Origin of the sequence: Providencia zhijiangensis (assembly GCF_030315915.2) — a bacterium.
Lineage (GTDB): Bacteria > Pseudomonadota > Gammaproteobacteria > Enterobacterales > Enterobacteriaceae > Providencia > Providencia zhijiangensis.
Genome location: NZ_CP135990.1, coordinates 621,050 through 637,193 on the forward strand (window position 1 = coordinate 621,050; position 16,144 = coordinate 637,193).

Here is a 16,144-nt window from a genome sequence, read left to right on the forward strand (position 1 = left end):
AGCTGCACGAAAAATGTGCTAAAAAGTATTCAATAAAATGAAGCTACTTAAGAAGAGGGTGAAATGAGAATTATCCTCACCTGCAAATGAAAATATTTTTTATTTATTTTTTTTGTTTTGGATAATCAAAAGGTTATTTTTATCCTGATACACGACTTGCACAGGAAGGAGCGAGGGAAGTGCCTGAAAAAAGGCATCTGGCTGTTGAAGGTTAATGCGTCCGGATATTTTTCGGTTGGCTAAATTGCTCGGAGAGAGTTCAACCTGAAAGTCGGAATAGGTTTTTAATTCAGACAGAACTTCGCCAAGGGGCTTATCCACAAAGCTGAGCTCACCAAAACGCCATCTTGCCACCTCTTGCGGGGTGACTGAATTGAGTGCGATTTTGCCATTAATACTCGGGCTCAGCGCCCCTTGTCCAGCAAGCAGTAATACGGGTTTTGGGCTGTTGACGCTTTGAAAGCTCACAATGCCTTGGCTAACATTGACCGCGACTTGCTCGCCTTTTTTATTCACTTCAAATTCCGTTCCCACCACTTGAATACGTCGCTGATCCACGTTGATCACAAACGGGCGATACGGGTTGGATTTCACTTTAAAGTAAGCGGAACCTTGGTCTAAATAGAGCTGGCGGATTGGTGTTTCATAAGCGACTCGAATACGGGTATCGCGATTGAGAAACAGCTGAGAGCCATCTGACAGCGTCACCTCTTTGGTGGAGTCAGTGGAAACTAGCGTCATGTTATTGAGCAACATGGAGGGAAGCTGACTGTATGGCAAAAACAAAACGGCAGCGATAAAACAGGCGGCAACCAGATGACCGAGAGGCTTCCAAAACGATGAAAAACCGAATTTTGAAGCTGTTTGTTTGATAGGTGCTGGGCGCGGAACTTTTTCTATATCTTGCCAAATTCCGGCTATCGCTTCATAGGCATCTGCATGGGCTTTGGATGCACGTAACCAGATTTTAAACTCTTGAGATTGCTGGTCACTGAGCTGCTGGCTATGCACGCGGGTAAACCACAGCGCCGCGTCTTCGTCGATGCGTTGTTGCTCGACTGACGAGGTATTTTCTGGCTGCTGGGTTTGGTTATTTTCCATTACGGATGATTGCTCTGATCGTCTAAATATTTTTTACAATGCACTAATGCCGCTGCAATATGTTTTTCTACCATACTGATCGAAATTTCCATACGCTCTGCAATTTCACTTTGCGATAAGCCATCAAAGCGATACAGCAAAAAAGCTTCTCTGCGCCGAGGAGGTAAAAGGTCAATCGCCTCGCCAAGTCGCGTAATTCGTTGTTGGTGCTCTAAAATTTCGCTAGGATCGGCGGTAGTTTGCTCAAAACTTTGCTCATGCACCACGTCATCAATCGAGGTATGGGACTGGCTCTGTTGATGATTCCGTCGCCAATGGTCAATTAACACATTGCTAGCGATTTTAAACAGATAAGCACGGTTCTCCTTCACAGGATCCTGCGCTTTACGGTTTAGCCATAGTGTAAACACATCCTGTGATAAATCATCCGCATCGTTACTATTACCTAGTCGACTGCGGAAAAATCGCACAAGCTGACCATAGGTTGATTGATATGCGCCGCTGATTTTGCGGGCAAGGGATTTATCGATAGTCATTTTCTGGTGTCAAAAGTGAAAATAGTTTAATAATTAGCTCAAATTGACTTTATAAATTAAATCAATACCTTGTAGTTACTATTGTTATTTTATTAATAATAATGAATATCATTTTGATTTGTATTATGCCTATAATCAGCGAAAAATAAAGATGTGAGGCAAAATATGAACAGCAGTGTGGGGCAGCTGGGAAGCCCAATTTTTCGTCCTCTGGGCGGTTTATGTGGAAGTCTTGTTTTCCATGGAATACTGGCAATGTTTTTTATTGGATGGTTTACATCAAACCTACCAAAAACTGGAGTTTTACCACCCGCAATCTCTTTACAATTAGGGCTTTATCAACTGGAGCAGCAGCAGGAGCCTGAAGTCAATAATGCACCCAAACAGCAGATGGCGACCCGTGAAGAAGTCGAGCCTGAAGTGGTGGAAAAAGCAGAAAAACTGCCACAAACCCCACTAGTTGATAATGGGACATTGACGCGCGTCACTGAGAAAAAACGTCCGCCAAAGAAAAAGCCAGTTCAAGAGAAAAAAGTGGTGGAAGAAGCCCCTGTTTCTACTCAAGAATCAGAAGTAACTTCGGTGCCAACCTCTGGCAGTGCTTCGAATAGCAGTGCGAATTTTGCGAGCAGTGCCGCTGCACCTGTCAGTGGTCATCATGGATGGGAAAGTGAAGTTCATCAACGGTTAGCGAAAGCAAAGCGATACCCACGCGCCGCATTGCGTTTTCGTTCAACGGGCGTGTCTCAAGTCAAAATTATTGTGGATAACCAAGGCAAGTTAGTGAGTGCTAGCTTGATTAACTCGTCAGGCACCAAGCTCCTCGATAAAGAAGCGCTAGCGACTATCGAACGAGCAGCACCATTTCCAATGCCACCCGAGACTTTGCTAGCCAATGGAAAAGTGGAGCTAATTGCGCCGATCGTATTTGATACGACATCAATCTAGACGGAATTGGCCGTTACTGCTTTTCTGATAATTTGCGCGCTACCCGCCTTGGTCGATGTGGACTTGGATCTTTACGGCGTTTGGCGCGTGGTGACTTTAAGGGGCTATGCGTATTTTTCGCCCCTTTTGACCCATTGCTCTGAACTTCGAGCTTATCTTCACTCTCTTCCGTGTTTTCGTCAGGCTCGACGATCAATTGCTGCTGACCTTTCTTTTTCTTCAGGCGCATTAGGGTATTCGCCAAAATAAAGCCAATACATAAAGATAATAAAATAAATACGCGCATGATATTGGCGGTGTTATCCGCTTGCTGAAGATCGCTGGTCAGTGATTCCGTATCGATGGTTAGACGTAAATACCCTTTGGGTTCCTGTGCGCCCTGCACAGGTATCACTAATTGATAATGAAAATTTTGTAGCTCTGATTTTCCATCAAGAGAAAGTCGCTCTTTAACGCTGGCAGGTTCACCAATTTGGGTGACTAATGCGCCCGCCGCCGTGTATAAGCTGGCATCCAAAATATAGTGATCTTTCGCTAGATGATTTAAATTGGCATTAATTCGTTCTAAATTAAAATCTTTGCTGCCGGGAACCATATAATCGGATAAGCTGAATGCCACTTGCTCAGCTAATACTTGAGTTAGTTGCTTAAATTGTTCCAGCCGGCTTTGACTTTGGCTATATCCCAAGTATGAAACCCCGTGCATTAAGAAGGTTATCAGCGCAACGCAAACAATGATAATAACGGTTTTGTGCAGCCTAAATGGGAGTTTCATAGGAATAATCGTGCTCTTTGTCTGTTTTATCGCAATTAGCAAAGTCATGAAGCGTTAACTTGCTGGAAAATTTAAGTATAGTAATTTTATGCAGGGTATACATTATAAAAAAGTTGTATCCACAACAGGAGCTAATTTTCATGCCAACGAGTTTGACCTACTGTTATCTGCCTGATGAAATTCAAAAATGGCCGGGTTTACCCTTATCGCTAAGTGGTGAAGAAGTGATGCCATTGGATTATCGTGCAGGGGATACTGGGTGGTTGTTATATGGTCGCGGTTTAGATAAAGCGCGAATCAGTGATTTCCAGCAGCGTTTAGGGATAGCGATTGTGATTGTCTCCTCTTGGCGCATTGATGATTACCAAGTTGTCCGCATCGCGGGCAGCATTACTCCACGCATTAAAAAATTGGCGGATGAAAGCCAGCTGGATGTGGTGCCACTCGGAAAAATTCCACGCTTACGTTCCCCAGGGATCTTACTCATGGACATGGATTCTACCGCGATCCAAATCGAGTGCATCGATGAAATTGCCCGTCTAGCTGGGGTCGGTGATCAAGTTTCTGAAGTGACTGAACGCGCCATGCAAGGTGAGCTCGATTTCACGGAAAGTCTACGTGCTCGTGTGGCACTACTCGAAGGTGCCGATGCAGCTATTCTTGACCAAGTCCTTGAAACCTTGCCGTTAATGCCGGGGTTAACCAGCTTAGTTCGTAAGTTACAAGCGATGGACTGGCATATTGCTATTGCTTCCGGCGGATTCACGTTCTTTGCCGATAACTTACGCCAGCGATTAAAGCTGGTCGCGGCAGTTGCCAACCACCTCGAAGTCAAAAATGGCAAACTGACAGGCAAAGTCAAAGGGGCTATTGTCGATGCAAAATACAAAGCGCAAACCCTCGTTAAACTGGCGGAAAAACTGAATATCCCAATGGAGCAAACCGTCGCCATCGGTGACGGAGCAAACGACCTGAAAATGCTCAGAAAGGCAGGACTGGGAATAGCGTACCACGCGAAACCCAAAGTGTTTGCCAGGGCGAAAGTGGGGATTAAGCATGCGGATCTCATGGGAGTGTTATGTGTCCTTAGCGGAGGCCTCAAGCACGAAGAACGCTAATTTTCGTCATATTTCGGGTTGTAGGGGTGTTGGCTTCTTTCGGCTATCCTAGTCACATACTTGTGTATGCTCCTAGGAATATCCTCAATTGCCGCCTACCTACAACGCCGAACTATTTAGAAAATTGGTGGAAGTGAAAGTCAAAGAATTGAAAAAATTAAAGATTTAAAAGTTAAAAGAATCAAATCGTTTGTTTTTTATTGGGTGATTAAGGAGTGGCTGTGGCGAAAGGTGCGAAAAGGGCATTTGTGTGTAATGAGTGTGGGGCGGATTATCCGCGCTGGCAGGGGCAGTGTAGTGCCTGTAATGCATGGAATACCATTACGGAAGTGCGTTTGGCATCGACGGCAGCGGCGCGTACGGATAGGCTGACGGGTTATGCCGGTAATGCGGCGGGCGTCAGTAAAGTCCAAAAACTCTCTGAAATTAGCCTCGAAGAACTGCCGCGCTTTACCACTGGATTCAAAGAATTTGACCGCGTGCTGGGTGGTGGGGTTGTGCCGGGTAGTGCCATCCTGATCGGGGGGAATCCCGGAGCGGGGAAAAGTACCTTGCTGTTACAAACCATGTGCTTACTCTCGCGGGAGATGAAAACCCTGTATGTCACAGGGGAAGAATCCTTACAGCAAGTCGCCATGCGCGCTCATCGCCTAGGGCTACCGACCGACTCACTCAATATGCTGTCGGAAACCAGTATTGAACAAATTTGCCTGACCGCAGAGCAAGAGCAGCCTAAGCTGATGGTTATCGACTCCATCCAAGTGATGCACATGGCGGATATTCAATCCTCGCCGGGCAGTGTGGCGCAAGTGCGTGAAACCGCGGCATATCTGACTCGATTTGCGAAAACGCGCGGCGTGGCGATTATTATGGTGGGTCACGTCACTAAAGATGGCTCGCTGGCGGGGCCAAAAGTGCTTGAGCACTGTATTGACTGCTCCATTATGCTCGATGGGGACGCCGATAACCGTTTTCGTACCTTACGTAGCCACAAAAACCGCTTTGGTGCCGTCAACGAGCTGGGCGTATTTGCTATGACGGAGCAAGGCTTGAAAGAGGTCAGTAACCCGTCCGCCATCTTCTTAAGTCGTGGAGATGAAATTACCTCGGGCAGTTCTGTGATGGTCGTTTGGGAAGGTACGCGACCATTGCTGGTGGAGATCCAAGCCCTTGTCGACCACTCTATGATGTCCAATCCCCGTCGTGTGGCGGTGGGGCTAGAGCAAAACCGTTTAGCGATTTTGTTGGCGGTACTGCATCGCCATGGTGGATTACAAATGTCTGACCAAGACGTATTTGTGAACGTGGTGGGTGGGGTGAAAGTGACGGAAACCAGTGCCGACCTTGCGCTATTACTCTCTTTGGTTTCCAGCTTTCGTGATCGTCCATTACCTCGCGACCTCGTAGTATTCGGCGAAGTGGGGCTGGCAGGGGAAATTCGACCAGTCCCAAGCGGACAAGAGCGTATTTCCGAAGCCGCAAAACATGGCTTTAAACGCGCCATCGTCCCTCACGCCAATATGCCGAAAAAATTGCCGGCCGATATGAAGGTGTATGGGGTGAAGAAGTTGGCGGATGCGCTCAGTATTCTCGATGAATTTTAAATTATCGTCATGCTCCGCGCTGTCGCGTTGTTGCTTGCGTTTGCTAACCCTAGTCACATACTTTGTGTATGCTCCTAGGGATTAGCGTCACTTAGCGCCTAGCGACAACACTGATCATTTAGATAATATAATGTTCAGATAATGATGAGATAGCGAGAGAAAAGGTTCCCCGCTAAAAAGGGAATAAAAGCGAAAGGACAAATAATATGGCTGAATTTGACTATCTAAAGAGTGCCATCAAAGGTGCAGGTTACACCTTGCAGCAAGTGGCTGATGCGACAGAGATGACCAAAGGCTATCTCAGCCAGTTAATTAACGACAAAATTAAAAGCCCCAGCGCGCACAAAATCGCGGCGCTTCATCGTTTTTTAGGATTGGAGTACCCGCTTCAACAGAAAACTATCGGCGTCGTTTTTGGGAAATTTTATCCACTCCATACGGGGCATATCTATTTGATTCAACGGGCTTGTAGCCAAGTGGATGAACTGCATGTGATCCTCTGCCACGACGAGCCTCGTGATAAAGAGCTGTTTGTGAACAGCTCCATGTCACAACAGCCAACCGTCAGTGACCGCCTGCGCTGGTTATTACAAACCTTTAAGTATCAGAAAAATATCCATATTCACTCCTTTGATGAGCAAGGGATAGAGCCATACCCTCACGGTTGGGAAGTGTGGAGCGATGGGATGAAAGGCTTTATGAAAAAGCACAATATCAACCCGAGCTTTATCTATTCCGGCGAGCCTCACGATGTGCATCGCTATAAAAAATACCTTGGGATCGAAACTATACTTATCGATCCTGAACGCACATTTATGAATATTAGCGGCAACCAAATTCGCCAAGCGCCATTCCGCTATTGGGAATATATTCCAACCGAAGTGAAACCGTTCTTTGTGCGTAAAGTGGCGGTGTTAGGCGGCGAATCAAGCGGTAAATCCACCCTCGTCAATAAGTTGGCCAATATCTTCAATACCACCAGTGCGTGGGAATATGGGCGCGATTATGTGTTTAGCCACCTTGGCGGTGATGAGATGGCGCTGCAATATTCTGACTACGATAAGATCGCGTTAGGGCATGCTCAATATATTGATTTTGCGATTAAATATGCGAATAAAGTGGCATTTATTGATACGGATTTTGTCACCACGCAAGCATTCTGTTTGCGTTATGAAGGGCGAGAACACCCGTTTGTTCAGGCGCTGATTGATGAGTACCGTTTTGATCTCGTTATCTTGTTAGAAAATAATACTCCATGGGTAGCGGATGGTCTGCGCAGCTTAGGCAGTGATAAAGACAGAATGGAGTTTCAAACATTACTGATTGAAATGCTGAAGAAAAATAATATTGAATTTGTGCATGTGGAGTCGTCAGACTACGATTCGCGTTTCTTAGAATGCGTTTCTTTGGTTCAACAATTATTGATGCTGGATGATTCACTTTCCGCATAAAAAAAATGGCCCCTTGGGGCCATTTTTATATCTACCAATTCGACTATTTAGTCATCTTTTTGTACTTAATGCGGTGCGGTTGCAGAGCATCTGCACCTAAAGTACGTTTCTTGTAATCTTCGTACTCAGAGAAGTTACCTTCGAAGAAGGTGATATTGCCTTCATCTTGGTAGTCGATGATGTGCGTTGCGATACGGTCAAGGAACCAACGGTCATGGGAAATAACCATTGCGCAGCCCGGGAATTCTAACAGGGCGTTTTCCAGTGCACGTAAAGTTTCAACGTCGAGGTCGTTGGTTGGTTCATCGAGCAGCAGTACGTTACCGCCAACTTGCAGCAGTTTTGCCAGATGTAAACGACCACGCTCACCACCAGATAATTCACCCACGCGTTTACCTTGGTCAACGCCTTTAAAGTTAAAGCGACCGACGTAAGCACGGCTTGGGATCTCAAAGTTACCGATACGCATGATATCTTGACCGTTGGAAATCTCTTCCCACACTGTTTTGCTATCATCCATTGCATCACGGAACTGATCCACAGAGGCAATTTTCACGGTATCACCTAAGGTGATTGAACCAGAATCTGGTTGCTCTTGACCGGAAATCATACGGAACAGGGTAGATTTACCCGCACCGTTTGGACCGATGATCCCGACAATCGCCCCTTTCGGGATCGAGAAATTCAGGTTGTCGATCAGAACGCGATCACCATAAGACTTGCTCAGGTTTTCTACTTCGATAACTTTGTCACCTAAACGCGGTCCAGGTGGGATAAACAATTCGCTGGTTTCGTTACGTTTTTGATATTCCACGCTGTTAAGCTCTTCAAAGCGAGCCAGACGAGCTTTACCTTTGGATTGGCGACCTTTTGGATTTTGACGGATCCACTCCAATTCTTTCTCGATGGATTTACGACGAGCCGCTTCTGTTGACGCTTCTTGCGCCAGACGCTCATCTTTTTGTTCCAACCAAGAAGAGTAGTTACCCTCCCATGGAATACCTTCACCACGGTCAAGTTCAAGGATCCAGCCAGCGACGTTATCGAGGAAGTAACGGTCATGGGTGATCGCCACAACGGTGCCTTCGTAGTCGTGCAGGAAGCGCTCTAACCAAGCAACGGATTCAGCATCCAAGTGGTTGGTTGGTTCGTCGAGCAGCAGCATGTCTGGTTTTTCCAGCAGCAGGCGGCAGATAGCCACACGGCGGCGTTCACCCCCAGAGAGGTTTCCGATAATCGCATCCCAAGCTGGCAGGCGCAGTGCATCAGCAGCACGTTCCAGTTGGTTATCTAAATTATGGCCATCTTGTGCGGCAATAATCGCTTCTAGCTCGCCTTGGATTTTCGCCAGCTTGTCAAAGTCAGCGTCTGGATCGGCGTATTGCGCATACACTTCGTCTAAGCGAGTTAAGGCGTTCTTAACTTCGCTAACCGCTTCTTCAACGGCTTCACGAACGGTATGTTCCAAATTCAGTTTTGGTTCTTGTGGCAGATAACCGATTTTAATACCCGGTTGAGGGCGTGCTTCCCCTTCAATCTCAGTATCAATGCCAGCCATGATGCGCAGTAATGTTGATTTACCTGCACCGTTGAGACCTAAAACACCAATTTTCGCCCCAGGGAAGAAGCTCAGAGAGATGTTTTTTAAAATATGACGTTTCGGGGGAACCACTTTTCCCACTCGATACATACTGTAAACGTATTGAGCCAATTTATTTACCTTTTGTTTTATAACATAATTTTTAATTGCATCGCTCGGTTATTCACTTTGTAAGAACTCATAAATTCAAGGCGAATAGTGAGATTCCAAAAGCGAAAGTGTGTAAAACGAGCCACTCAAAAGTAATTGCGTCTAACTGTAATTGTTCCTGCCTTTATGTCAATAACTTCCCATGCAAGTGATGACAATTCAGGGGGCTATCACCTCATCATGCAATCAATATTAATTCATTATTGATGTCGATTATTACATATAACAAAAGGCTCGAAATAGGTGTTGAGTAGGGTGGGGATGATAATTGATGGGATCTGAACTGCAAACGGCTAGACCCCAATATATGAAGTAATGGTATTAAAGATAAGTGAAGTAAACCTCAGACATTTCACATTCGATACCATTTATAATAGCTGTAGAACGTTCGCCAATAAGGTTGCTATTTTCATCAATAAAATCAACAATGTCGAAATCTGTATTAATTCGCTCAACACCTAATTCTTGCAACGTATATATTTCACCTGCATGAGATATGCCGTCCATTTGATGATTTACCCATATGCGCAATGAAGCGTAAATTTCATCATTTTTGTCGATATATCCTTTTTTATCTTTGTCCAAATCAACAAGTTTAAAGAAACCTTCCATGCGCTCAGAGCCACCAAACAGATCATTAACGCTAGTTACGTTGTCAATGCCTTGTTTGTTGTAAACTAAAAAACCAGAAGTTGGCATAATCCACGCGGAGGTAACGTTATGGCCAATTCCTAATAAATCAAACTAATTAGGCAATTGACTACGCCCTAAAGTAGTTTGATTAAATACTTGCATTCCAAAGTCAACACAATTGTCACAAGCCAGCGCATATTTCATATTACCAATACTAGATTCATGATGTGCTTTTTGGGCATATTTTAATGCGTTCGTAAAATCATTAGATGACAACTTTGCGTAACTGAAATGATGCGGTGATTTTGCATCGATTTTACGTCGATTATCACTTTCTTCATTAGATACACCTGATGTGCGATCTTTATTTTTTAGATTTGCACCAAAAGTTCCTTTATTAACACCATTACCATCGATAAAAGTAAAATTAACATGCCCTGTTGCAGATTTAACGCCTACATCAGAGTAATTAGCCTCAAACTGATTAATACGGATATATGGTTGAGCCATAAAAAAAATCCTTATTTTTTATTGCGAATAAGTAATATTGATTGCATCTTTTCATCTACAATCGACGAGTAAGTTTCTGGATTTTTTGTATCACAATCTAGAATGTAACGTGCCTCACCTCCTGTTCTGCCTAAGTATGAAATGTATGGATATTTTAAGTTGGTAAATTTTTTTGCATCTTCAACTGAGGTCAAAAATGCACAAGGGTTTTCCATGGCATTAATGACTAATTCTCTTTGTTGTAAATTATCAAAAATAAAAGGTGCTATTTTGAAAACAAAACAAGAGGTTGGTGTGTCATTGATGCGATAGTCATTACAATTGTTTTTCCGAATTAGAGGATTTGGTTCAGTGATATATTTGACTGTTACTCTCATTGTGGGAGTTATAATTGTATTAGGATCATGAACATCAATTTCTACCATCTCACCGTTTTTATTTATGAAATGCTTAGTCTCTAATAAAGTAAATGAATCGGGTTCAACTAACGAGCACCCTCCAATTAAGGCCGTATTTATAACTTCATCCTGTCCATTACATAAGTGTTGAGATACTTTGTTGTTTTTATTATTTTTTATTAAGCCAATTGCATAAGCTGCGTAGATGTTTTTACCAGTAATGTTTTCCATTAATGCGGATGTAGCGGCATCCTGTACCGCAATAGAAGGGATAAATCCAAACGAATCTCCTTTATGCATCGAGTATGCATTTGTAAAGAAAGGAATTAGCACAATACTGAACATTAATACATTAGGCTTACAACTAAAGTTCATATACAAATCCACTCTTAGTTTGTCGAAAAAACATAAATAAATATTACATATAACACCTATAAATGAAAATAATTATCATTACAAAATTTAATTTTGTTCAATAAAAATGAAAAGATAATAAATAACTCTGCCTCCCTACTTTAACTGAGATATTTCGACTTTGAATTTTCTAACATGCCAAGCTCAACAAGTTTTAAATACTCACTATCTGAGTTTCTGTCAAACCTGCTTCTTGAATATGACTTTTGCAATAGTAGGGCAGAAAATCTAATTATAATTATCTTATTTTAGGGGAAGTCGGCAGAGGCCTATACCCGATCGCCCCTAGGCTGGTCTAGGTTATCCGTGTTGTCAGGGTTAACGAATCGAATAAGTAAAAGATTGTAAACCCAACCATTTCAAGAAATCTCCTCTGTCGCTGGCTGAAAACTTTAGGTAGCATTAACATTATTGATGTAACTAATGAATGCTTTGAGTATGTTTGAGCGCAATCTCTAACAAGATTTAAGCGATGGAGCGAATAAATATGAAAGGTTGGTTAGCGGCAGTTCCGGTCACTATGCTGTTGGTATCCACAACAGTTTGGGCGGATTCTTTACAGGCACAACGTGAACGTTATCAAGCAATTAAGCTTGCTTGGGATGCCAATAAGATGGATGAAGTCGAGCGTTTATTGCCAACCTTACGTGATTATCCGCTGTATCCATATTTAGAATACCGCGAGCTGTCACAAGATTTAGATATTATCTCGCCAAGACAAGCGCAAGAGTTTATCGATGCATACCCAACGTTGCCTGTGGCGAAAACTCTCAAAAGTCGGTTTGTGAATGAGCTGGCACGTCGCCAAGAGTGGACATCATTATTGGCATTTAGCCCTGAGCCGCCACAACCTGCGGAAGCACAATGTAATTTCTATTTTGCGAATTGGGCGACAGGAAATAAACAGGTCGCGTGGCAAGGCGCTGAAAAAATGTGGCTCAATGGTAATTCCATGCCAGCAGCATGCGACAAACTGTTTACTGAATGGGAAAAAGCCGGATATCTTTCAACGGATATGATTTTGGCGCGTATTCACCTAGCTATCAAAGACGGTAATACGTCAACGGCAACTTACCTCGCGAAACGCTTACCAAGCAGCTACAAAACTATCTCTGATGCGTTGGTTAAACTACAAAATGACCCCGCTTCGGTTGTCTCGTTTGCGAAAACATTGACGCCGACGGATTTTACGCGTCAAGCCACATTAGCTGGATTTAGCCGCTATGCGCGTCAATCTCCTGATGCTGCACGCACGGCATTAGCGGGGATCAGCTCTGCCCAGAAAATGAATATGGCAGAAAACCAGCAAATGAAAGACAGCATTGCATGGCAATATATGGGGGTTGATGTCACTCCTGAGCAGGCAATGTGGCGTGATGAAGTAATCCGTGAAACCAATTCTGCCGCTTTAAAAGAGCGCCGTGTACGTTTAGCGCTGGGGGAAGGGGATAAAACGGGATTAGCCTCATGGTTGCGACAACTGCCAAACGACGTAAAAAATAAGGAAGAGTGGCAATATTGGCAAGCTATCACCTTGATTGACCAAGGTAAAAGCGCTGAAGGTGAAAGCATACTGCGAGCGTTAACGTCGAAGCGTGGATTCTACCCGATGGTAGCCGCACAGCAGTTAAAAATGGATTACCCAGTCATGGTGAATAAAGCCGTGAAACCTGACTCCAGTATTCACAGCATGCCGCAAATTCAGCGCATCCGTGAGCTAATGTATTGGGAGATGGACAATCTGGCACGCTCCGAGTGGATAAATTTGGTCTCTTCCATGTCCCCTAATCAACAAGAGCAGCTCGCCCGTTATGCTTTCGATAATAAATGGGCAGATCTGAGCGTTCAAGCCACGATCACCGCAAAACTGTGGGATCATCTTGAAGAGCGCTTCCCGCTAGCGTGGGAAAAACAGTTTGATAATTACACTCGCAGTAAAATGATCCAAAAAAGCTATGCGATGGCCATTGCTCGTCAAGAAAGCGCATGGAACCCGCAAGCGCAATCGCCAGTTGGTGCGACAGGCTTAATGCAGTTAATGCCAGCGACAGCAAAACATACGGCGCAAAAGCAAGGTATCACTGGTTATGTGAATGCAGGGCAACTGACTAACCCTGTGATGAACATTGAGTTAGGTACCGCGTATCTTGACGATGTTTATCAGCAATTTGGCAATAACCGTATTTTAGCCAGTGCGGCGTATAATGCCGGTCCATCGCGAGTGACTCGCTGGTTAGGTAACAGCGCAGGGCGTATCGATGCCGTGGCTTTTGTGGAAAGTATTCCGTTTGCAGAAACCCGTGGTTATGTGAAGAATGTTCTCTCTTATGATTTGTTTTATAAACATTTCTTAGGTGAAAAAGGCAATGTATTATCCGCGAACGAATGGAATATGAAGTATTAATTTGTATGGGATTTCATCTTGTTGGTCGGTTTGGTTTACCTTCAACAAGATGAGTTCTGTATTTTTAACTATACGAGATAGTGTTCTGTGCTATTATTTGTACTAGTTTAATAGTATGGAAGGGTAGATGATGACTGTAGAATATAAACCAGACCCGGCGTTAACCGCCGATGAAAATGCGGATTGGCAACGCTTTGTGGAACTACTGCAAATGGCCTTTGAGCAAAATATACAGGATTCGATTCTTCAGCTATTACTCACACCGGATGAACGGACGGCTTTAGGAACTCGCGTTAGGATTGTTCAAGAATTAATGCGCGGTGAAATGAGCCAGCGTGAATTAAAAAATGAGCTCGGCGTAGGTATTGCCACTATTACTCGCGGCTCAAACAGTTTGAAGTCAGCCCCTATTCCGGTAAAAGAGTGGCTGGAATCTAAGCTACTGTAGTTTTTGATTATCTTTTATAGCAGCCAATGATTATTCTCGAAAAATAAAAGTGGGGCTCTTATTGCTAAGAGCCCCACATGCATTTTAAATCGTTTTGAGTATAATTAGTCTTCTATGTGATTTAGCTCTTTATAAATTTCGTGTTTAATAGGAACTAAAGCCAGTATTAGCGCTTGCTGATAAACGCTGGTGCGCGTCAACACGCCGTTGGTGAAAAAGCCAATCGCGCCGCCTTGTTGTTTGATATTATCAATACCAGTAAGGTCAGCCATTTCATCACCCAGCTCACGGCCTTCACGGATCCCCGCAAGGACTTTTTCTGGGATCATAATACTGGCGGAGCGTGATTCTCCACGGATTTGATGGTGCTCAATCACAATCCATGCAAATGTCATGTCATCTTCAACACCCGCCTCAATACCTACCCAAAAGTCAGCTTCTGGGCGTACTTGGCGTGATGCCATCACACGTTGTCTTGCTCCTGTACGGGTTTCATTATTACCGATAGGTTGCTGTGGAACACTGCTATCGACATTAATATCTTCAATTTGATAACTGCCAGGCCCAAAAACGGCATCGAAAGCAAGATGAATCGCTTTAATTTTGGCTGGATTCGTCGTTGCAGCTATAACTTGGTACATTAATTATTTTCCTTTGAACACATACTTTGTACAGTAATAACGGAACACATCTATGTTACAGGTTTATCTTGTTCGCCATGGCGAAACTGAATGGAACGTTGCTCGTCGCATACAGGGACAATCTGATAGCCCTTTGACTGCTTTAGGTCGTCAACAGGCAATGCAGGTCGCTCAACGGGTTAAATCCGAAGGTATTACCCATATTATCACTAGTGATATGGGACGCACACTTGAAACTGCACAAATTATTGCACAAGTGTGCGGGTGTGAAATTATCACAGAACCGCGTCTGCGTGAATTAAATATGGGTGTCTTGGAGCAACGAGAAATTGGCTCACTGTCTGAACAGGAAGAACAGTGGCGCCAAAGCCTGATAAATGGCGCTGAAGGCGGCCGAATTCCTGAAGGGGAATCGATGGACGAACTGTTCACGCGCATGTTTGCGGCGTTGAATCAGTGTCTTGAGCTCCCCGAGGGAAGCCGCCCATTATTAGTTAGCCATGGTTTAGCGCTTAGTACATTATTAAGTCGTATCTTGGGCGTTCCAGCCAATTCTCCGCGTCGCTTACGTCTGCGTAACTGTTCGCTGTCTCGCGTGGATTATCAAAACAGCCCATGGTTAGCCAATGGTTGGATTGTAGAAACGGCGGGGGAAGTTACTCACCTTTCTCAGCCAGCTCTTGATGAGCAACAAGGCTAAGAACTCAAACAGCGAAAAAGGCGTTTCAGTGTATGAAGCGCCTTTATTAGGGGTAGTCAATGTCTCTAGTCTAAAACTGCATGGGCCTCTACCTCTATCAACCATTCGGGTAATGAAAGCCCTGAGACGATTATCCAAGAGGACGCTGGTGGAAAATCACCAAATTTTTCTTTTAGTGCATTTGCAATATCAAGTTGCTCTTCATGGCTATTAAAACCATCCTTAATATAAATACGCAACATTGTTACGTTGGATAAATCACCGCCAGCTTCACGTAATACATGCTCAATATTAATCAACGATTGAACTGTTTGCTCATACATTCCACCTGCCACGGTTTCTTGTTGTGCATTAACACCAACCTGCCCAGAAAGGAACAATTGGCGTGTTCCTGTTGTTTCTATTGCTTGGCTAAAGCCATACTGTAACGAGTTAAATACAGAGGGAGGGTTTATTAATTTTTTAGTCATTGTATATTCTCGGAATAAAAATAGAGGATAAGCATAAGCCCACATAATTCTCTCTACTAGCGTCAACCCTCACACTCCAATGCATTCAATGTTTTTTGAGAGCTGGGCCAGTCATTGAGCCACTAAATAGGAATTTTTAGTTGGCGAATAAAAATGCATGACTGATTTTTTGCGTAAGTGAAGAGAATGTCTCTTATTTTAAGGTATATTCAAAGGCTGAGTTTTGCTTTTTAGTTGCAAAGT

The 16,144-nt window shown here is 43.9% G+C and carries 16 protein-coding genes; 7 read left to right on the plus strand and 9 right to left on the minus strand.

The window, feature by feature from the left end:
• Nucleotides 1–99: 99 nt before the first annotated feature.
• A complete protein-coding gene (locus tag QS795_RS02710; protein WP_286272427.1) occupies nt 100–1,101 on the minus strand; it encodes a FecR family protein in 1,002 nt (333 codons plus the stop codon).
• Nucleotides 1,101–1,637 carry an RNA polymerase sigma factor gene (locus QS795_RS02715; protein WP_286272429.1) on the minus strand — a complete coding sequence of 179 codons (537 nt, stop codon included), beginning with the start codon at nt 1,635–1,637 and terminating at the stop codon, nt 1,101–1,103. Before QS795_RS02715 ends, QS795_RS02710 begins: the two co-directional genes overlap by 1 nt.
• Nucleotides 1,638–1,802: 165 nt before the next feature.
• Between QS795_RS02715 and QS795_RS02720 the strand changes: the two genes are divergently transcribed.
• A complete protein-coding gene (locus tag QS795_RS02720) occupies nt 1,803–2,585 on the plus strand; it encodes an energy transducer TonB (RefSeq protein WP_286272430.1) in 783 nt (260 codons plus the stop codon).
• 13 nt (nt 2,586–2,598) lie between these two features.
• Here the strand turns inward: QS795_RS02720 and QS795_RS02725 are convergent, their stop codons facing one another.
• Complete coding sequence (locus tag QS795_RS02725; RefSeq protein ID WP_286272432.1) at nt 2,599–3,360, minus strand: AhpA/YtjB family protein; 762 nt, start codon at nt 3,358–3,360, stop codon at nt 2,599–2,601.
• 140 nt (nt 3,361–3,500) lie between these two features.
• Between QS795_RS02725 and serB the strand changes: the two genes are divergently transcribed.
• The 3 genes from serB to nadR all read left to right on the plus strand — a co-directional run bounded on the left by serB (nt 3,501) and on the right by nadR (nt 7,533).
• A complete protein-coding gene (gene serB, locus QS795_RS02730; RefSeq protein WP_036950248.1) occupies nt 3,501–4,478 on the plus strand; it encodes a phosphoserine phosphatase in 978 nt (325 codons plus the stop codon).
• Between the two features lie 221 nt (nt 4,479–4,699).
• A complete protein-coding gene (gene radA, locus QS795_RS02735; RefSeq protein ID WP_286272433.1) occupies nt 4,700–6,082 on the plus strand; it encodes a DNA repair protein RadA in 1,383 nt (460 codons plus the stop codon).
• A 206-nt stretch (nt 6,083–6,288) separates the two neighbouring features.
• On the plus strand, nt 6,289–7,533 hold the full coding sequence (nadR, locus tag QS795_RS02740; RefSeq protein ID WP_181477997.1) for a multifunctional transcriptional regulator/nicotinamide-nucleotide adenylyltransferase/ribosylnicotinamide kinase NadR: 1,245 nt from the start codon (nt 6,289–6,291) through the stop codon (nt 7,531–7,533).
• A gap of 43 nt (nt 7,534–7,576) precedes the next feature.
• On the opposite strand, the gene ettA is transcribed toward nadR, so the two are convergent.
• From ettA to QS795_RS02760, 4 genes are all read right to left on the minus strand, one after another.
• On the minus strand, nt 7,577–9,244 hold the full coding sequence (gene ettA, locus QS795_RS02745; protein WP_006662825.1) for an energy-dependent translational throttle protein EttA: 1,668 nt from the start codon (nt 9,242–9,244) through the stop codon (nt 7,577–7,579).
• Nucleotides 9,245–9,604: 360 nt separating this feature from the next.
• Complete coding sequence (locus QS795_RS02750) at nt 9,605–9,982, minus strand: hypothetical protein (protein ID WP_230086587.1); 378 nt, start codon at nt 9,980–9,982, stop codon at nt 9,605–9,607.
• Between the two features lie 45 nt (nt 9,983–10,027).
• The gene (locus QS795_RS02755; protein ID WP_286272437.1) at nt 10,028–10,426 is read right to left on the minus strand and encodes a hypothetical protein; all 399 of its coding nucleotides are present in this window, start codon (nt 10,424–10,426) and stop codon (nt 10,028–10,030) included.
• Between the two features lie 11 nt (nt 10,427–10,437).
• Nucleotides 10,438–11,124, minus strand: coding sequence for a hypothetical protein (locus tag QS795_RS02760; RefSeq protein WP_224063684.1), 687 nt, complete (start codon nt 11,122–11,124; stop codon nt 10,438–10,440).
• A gap of 601 nt (nt 11,125–11,725) precedes the next feature.
• On the opposite strand from QS795_RS02760, the gene sltY reads away from it, so the two are divergent.
• Both sltY and trpR read left to right on the plus strand, forming a co-directional pair.
• Complete coding sequence (sltY, locus tag QS795_RS02765; RefSeq protein WP_181477998.1) at nt 11,726–13,642, plus strand: murein transglycosylase; 1,917 nt, start codon at nt 11,726–11,728, stop codon at nt 13,640–13,642.
• 130 nt (nt 13,643–13,772) lie between these two features.
• Nucleotides 13,773–14,090: a trp operon repressor gene (trpR, locus tag QS795_RS02770; RefSeq protein WP_036950344.1), complete on the plus strand. Its 318-nt coding sequence runs from the start codon at nt 13,773–13,775 to the stop codon at nt 14,088–14,090.
• A gap of 104 nt (nt 14,091–14,194) precedes the next feature.
• Here the strand turns inward: trpR and yjjX are convergent, their stop codons facing one another.
• A complete protein-coding gene (gene yjjX / locus QS795_RS02775; protein WP_006657125.1) occupies nt 14,195–14,731 on the minus strand; it encodes an inosine/xanthosine triphosphatase in 537 nt (178 codons plus the stop codon).
• Nucleotides 14,732–14,783: 52 nt separating this feature from the next.
• On the opposite strand from yjjX, the gene gpmB reads away from it, so the two are divergent.
• Entirely contained in the window at nt 14,784–15,431 is a 648-nt protein-coding gene (gene gpmB, locus QS795_RS02780) for a 2,3-diphosphoglycerate-dependent phosphoglycerate mutase GpmB (protein WP_286272445.1), read from the plus strand.
• A gap of 65 nt (nt 15,432–15,496) precedes the next feature.
• On the opposite strand, the gene QS795_RS02785 is transcribed toward gpmB, so the two are convergent.
• On the minus strand, nt 15,497–15,901 hold the full coding sequence (locus tag QS795_RS02785; protein ID WP_286272446.1) for a RidA family protein: 405 nt from the start codon (nt 15,899–15,901) through the stop codon (nt 15,497–15,499).
• Between the last annotated feature and the right edge of the window lie 243 nt (nt 15,902–16,144).

Excerpts from the sequence above, each read along its gene's own strand:
- QS795_RS02710 (WP_286272427.1), bottom strand. The coding sequence starts at position 1,101 with ATGGAAAATAACCAAACCCAGCAGCCAGAAAATACCTCGTCAGTCGAG.
- QS795_RS02715 (WP_286272429.1), bottom strand. The coding sequence starts at position 1,637 with ATGACTATCGATAAATCCCTTGCCCGCAAAATCAGCGGCGCATATCAA.
- QS795_RS02720 (WP_286272430.1), top strand. The coding sequence starts at position 1,803 with ATGAACAGCAGTGTGGGGCAGCTGGGAAGCCCAATTTTTCGTCCTCTG.
- QS795_RS02725 (WP_286272432.1), bottom strand. The coding sequence starts at position 3,360 with ATGAAACTCCCATTTAGGCTGCACAAAACCGTTATTATCATTGTTTGC.
- serB (WP_036950248.1), top strand. The coding sequence starts at position 3,501 with ATGCCAACGAGTTTGACCTACTGTTATCTGCCTGATGAAATTCAAAAA.
- nadR (WP_181477997.1), top strand. The coding sequence starts at position 6,289 with ATGGCTGAATTTGACTATCTAAAGAGTGCCATCAAAGGTGCAGGTTAC.
- QS795_RS02750 (WP_230086587.1), bottom strand. The coding sequence starts at position 9,982 with ATGCCAACTTCTGGTTTTTTAGTTTACAACAAACAAGGCATTGACAAC.
- QS795_RS02755 (WP_286272437.1), bottom strand. The coding sequence starts at position 10,426 with ATGGCTCAACCATATATCCGTATTAATCAGTTTGAGGCTAATTACTCT.
- QS795_RS02760 (WP_224063684.1), bottom strand. The coding sequence starts at position 11,124 with ATGCATAAAGGAGATTCGTTTGGATTTATCCCTTCTATTGCGGTACAG.
- sltY (WP_181477998.1), top strand. The coding sequence starts at position 11,726 with ATGAAAGGTTGGTTAGCGGCAGTTCCGGTCACTATGCTGTTGGTATCC.
- trpR (WP_036950344.1), top strand. The coding sequence starts at position 13,773 with ATGACTGTAGAATATAAACCAGACCCGGCGTTAACCGCCGATGAAAAT.
- yjjX (WP_006657125.1), bottom strand. The coding sequence starts at position 14,731 with ATGTACCAAGTTATAGCTGCAACGACGAATCCAGCCAAAATTAAAGCG.
- gpmB (WP_286272445.1), top strand. The coding sequence starts at position 14,784 with ATGTTACAGGTTTATCTTGTTCGCCATGGCGAAACTGAATGGAACGTT.
- QS795_RS02785 (WP_286272446.1), bottom strand. The coding sequence starts at position 15,901 with ATGACTAAAAAATTAATAAACCCTCCCTCTGTATTTAACTCGTTACAG.